The sequence below is a fragment of the Micromonospora sp. HK10 genome (assembly GCF_000982955.1).
Lineage (GTDB): Bacteria > Actinomycetota > Actinomycetes > Mycobacteriales > Micromonosporaceae > Micromonospora.
In genome coordinates, this window is sequence record NZ_KQ058790.1 from 1 (window position 1) to 3684 (window position 3684).

A 3684-nucleotide genomic window follows, 5' to 3' on the forward strand; every position below is an offset into this window, starting at 1 on the left:
CTGCGGCTGATCACCTGCGGCGGCCGCTGGGTGGGCGGCGAGACCGGATACGCCGACAACCTGGTGGTGTACGCCTCGCTGGTGCAGGCGCGGCGGTGAGCGGCGCGGCCGGGTCAGGCCGCCTCGGACTCGGGCTCGCGCAGGTCGAGCCAGTCCGCCCAGCGCGGATCCGGCGCCCGGTGCCCGAGCACCCGCCACGCCGTCCCCTTGGGGATCGCCGGCGGGTTGTGCAGCCGCCAGCCCAGCTCGGCCGGGGTCTTGTCGCCTTTGGTGTGGTTGCACCGGGCGCACGCCGCCACCACGTTCTCCCAGGCGTGCCGGCCGCCCCGGCTGCGCGGGAAGACATGGTCGATGGTCTCCGCCGGCCCGCGGCAGTACGCGCAGCGCCAACCGTCCCGGGCGAAGATCGCCCGGCGGGAGAGCCCGACGTGGGTGCGGTAGGGAACCCGGACGTAGCGGGTCAGCCGGACCACCGAGGGGACCGGCAGGGCGTTGCGCGCGCTGTGCAGGATGCCGTCGCCATCGGCGACGCAGACCGCTTTCGCGGAGAGCACGAGGATGGCGGCACGACGCACCGACACGACACACAGCGGTTCGTAGGTGGCGTTGAGAACAAGCGCACCGGAGCCCGCCGTGGGTCGTATGTCAGGCATCGTGCTCACCCTCCCGGTCCAGCCGCTCCCGCCGCTGCCGCGTCGGCGCCTGCCCCGCGGGCAGCGGGGAACGGCACCGGGGCCGGCCGGGACCACCGACGTCCGTTGCGCCAATCGTCCCTGATCGGGCCCCGGATTGCACGCACTAATCCTGGCTACCTCGGGGCGCATCCACCGGTCGGGCCACGATGACCGGTTCCGCCGGCGACGCTCGGTTTCGCCGTCCGCCCGGTGGGGTGACGGTGGGTCAACAGCGGGCGCCCAACCGGCGTGCGGTACGAAAGCAGGGTGAGTGTCTCCGGCCTGATCGCCACCTTGTTGACCGCCGTTTCCGACCGGCGCCCGGACTGCCAGGGCAGCAGCTCCTGCGAGTGGGTGTACAAGGTCACCAACTCCGCCTGGTTCGCCGAGAGCAGCTACTGGATCCTGTTCAAGCCGCTGCGGGTCATCCTGATCCTGCTGCTCGCCGTTTCCGCCCGCTGGGCGCTGCACCGGACGATCAACCGGCTGGTCCGGACCACCACCGAGGGCGCCGTGCCCACCATGCTCCGGCCGCTGCGGGAGCGGATCCCCAGCGCCTCGCTCAGCCCGGAGCAGTTCGTGCCGGAGCGCCGCCGCCAGCGCGCCGAGGCGATCGGCTCGGTGCTGCGCAGCATGGTGACCGCGTTCGTGTTCGGCATCGCGCTGCTGATGGTGCTCAAGGAGTTCAGCTTCGACCTGGCCCCGCTGCTGGCCAGCGCCGGCATCGCCGGGGTGGCCCTCGGCTTCGGCGCGCAGAGCCTGGTCAAGGACCTGATCGCCGGCCTGTTCATGCTGATCGAGGACCAGTACGGCGTGGGCGACACGGTGGACCTGGGCGAGGCGACCGGGGTGGTGGAGGCGGTGGGCCTGCGGGTCACCACGGTCCGGGACGGCCGGGGCGTGCTCTGGTACATCCGCAACGGCGAGATCGTCCGGGTCGGCAACAAGAGCCAGGGCTGGGCCCTGGTGGTGGTCGACCTGCCGATCGGTTTCGCCAGCACCGAGGAGGCGACCGCGGTGCTGCGTACCGCGGCGGCCTCGGTCGCGATGGATCCCGACCTGGCCCCGCGGATCGTCGAGGAGCCGGAGGTGCTCGGCGTGGAACAGGTCACGGTCGACGGCTCGGTGATCCGTACCGTGGTCAAGACGACCGCCGACGGGCAGTTCGCGGTGGGCCGGGAGCTGCGCCGCCGGCTGGCCGAGGCGCTGGAGAACTCGGGCATCACCGCCCGGATCGCGGCGGCCCGGCTCTACCCGGGCGTGCCCGCACCGGCGCCGGTCCAGGGCGAGACGGGCACCGGCGGGGCCACCTGAGCCGCCGCCACACGGCCCACTCCGAGGGACCGATTTCGGGGGTCGCGCTCCGTGCGGCCCCTCGGGTATCGTCCGTTCGTTCAGTCGGACAAGCGACGATCGATCCGTTCACCCTAGCCGTGGTTCAGACAATCGGGCAGAATCCGGTGAACACGCTTTCCTGAGCGTGCCCGTGTCCTCGCTGATCCGAGATCTGACGACGGTCCCCGGTCAGGCCATCACGAGTGGCCGGCGCCGGGGGCGATGGAGGCGACGGTGTCCGACGAGCGACCCGCCCCGGAGGGCCCGGCGACCTTCCACGACGTGTTCGGTCAGGCCGAGTTCCGCGCGCTCTTCGCCGCCACCGCGCTGTCCTGGATCGGCGACTACATCGCGAAGGCCGCCGTCACCCTTCTCGTCTACCGGCAGACCGAGTCGGTGGCGCTCTCCGCCGCCGCGTTCGCGGCGAGCTACCTGCCCTGGCTGCTCGGCGGCCCGGTGCTCGCCGCGGTCGCCGAGCGACACCGCTACCGGCAGGTCATGGTGACCTGCGACCTGCTCCGGATGGCGCTGATGCTGCTGGTGGCGCTGCCCGGCGTGCCGCCGTGGGCGGTCCTCGTCCTGCTCTTCCTGACCACCCTGGCCAACCCGCCGAGCCAGGCCGCGCGCTCGGCGGTGATCCCGCAACTCCTGCACGGCGACCGGCTGGTGGTCGGGCTCTCGGTCATCTCCAGCGCGGGGCAGGCGTCCCAGGTCCTCGGTTATCTCATCGGCGCCGCGATCGCCGCGTTCAGCCCACCCGCCGCCCTGCTGGTCAACGCGGCCACCTTCGCGGCGTCGGCCGCCCTGGTCCACTTCGGCCTGCGGAACCGGCAATCCGCGATGACCGCCGCGCACCGCAGTCACCTGCTGCGGGAGACCGCCCAGGGCTTCCAGATCGTCTTCGGCCAGCCGGTCCTGCGGGCCGTCGCCGTGCTGGTGTTCAGCGCGATGCTCTTCTCCATCGTGCCGGAGGGCCTGGCCGCCGCCTGGGCGACCGAGCGCAGCGGCGGGACGCTGAGCAGTGGCAGCGCCCAGGCGGTCATCATGGCCGCCAACCCGGTCGGCTACATCGTGGGCGGCCTGGTGGTCGGCCGGCTGGTCGGCCCGGCCCGGCGACTGGCCCTGATGCGCCCGCTGGCGGTCCTCGCCCCGCTGATGCTCGTCCCGGCCCTGTTCGACCCGCCGCCGGTGGTGGTGGCGTTGCTCGCCGCGGCCTGCGGCTTCGCCGTCGCCGGGGTGGTGCCGACGGCCAACGGGCTCTTCGTCCGCGCCCTGCCGGACGGCTACCGGGCCCGGGCGTTCGGGGTGATGGCCAGCGGCACCCAGATCATCCAGGGCGCCGCGGTGCTGGTCACCGGCCTGCTCGCCGAGCGCTTCGCGGTGCCCGCCGTGGTCGGCGTGTGGAGCGCCGTCGGCGTGGTGCTGATGCTGGCGGCGGCGCTGACCTGGCCGCGCCAGGAGACGGTGGACGCCGCGGTCGCGGCGGCCAGCCGCGCCGACTCGGCCGACCCGGAGGGCCACCGGCCGCACGTTCCGCCGCGTCCGGCCGGCGACCGGGCCCGGCGTCGGCACGCGGTCACCTGACCCGACCGACGCCCGCCGCGGTCACGTGACCCGACCCGACCCGAGCGGCGCGGCCCGACCCGACGCGGCGCCGCCCGACCGGCGCAGCCCG

Annotated in this window: 3 protein-coding genes and 1 pseudogene; 3 read left to right on the forward strand and 1 reads right to left on the reverse strand. The window is 73.8% G+C overall.

The window, feature by feature from the left end; all coding sequences use genetic code 11:
* Window positions 1-99: pseudogene (locus LQ51_RS32705) on the forward strand (class F sortase); the annotation flags it as partial.
* Window positions 100-113: 14 nt separating this feature from the next.
* Here LQ51_RS32705 and LQ51_RS11625 read toward each other — a convergent pair.
* A complete protein-coding gene (locus tag LQ51_RS11625) occupies window positions 114-653 on the reverse strand; it encodes an HNH endonuclease (RefSeq protein ID WP_046565026.1) in 540 nt (179 codons plus the stop codon).
* A 288-nt stretch (window positions 654-941) separates the two neighbouring features.
* Here LQ51_RS11625 and LQ51_RS11630 point away from each other — a divergent pair, with 288 nt between their 5' ends.
* Window positions 942-1988 carry a mechanosensitive ion channel family protein gene (locus LQ51_RS11630; protein WP_369799843.1) on the forward strand — a complete coding sequence of 349 codons (1047 nt, stop codon included), beginning with the start codon at window positions 942-944 and terminating at the stop codon, window positions 1986-1988.
* Window positions 1989-2231: 243 nt separating this feature from the next.
* On the forward strand, window positions 2232-3593 hold the full coding sequence (locus tag LQ51_RS11635) for an MFS transporter (RefSeq protein ID WP_046565024.1): 1362 nt from the start codon (window positions 2232-2234) through the stop codon (window positions 3591-3593).
* Window positions 3594-3684: the final 91 nt, after the last annotated feature.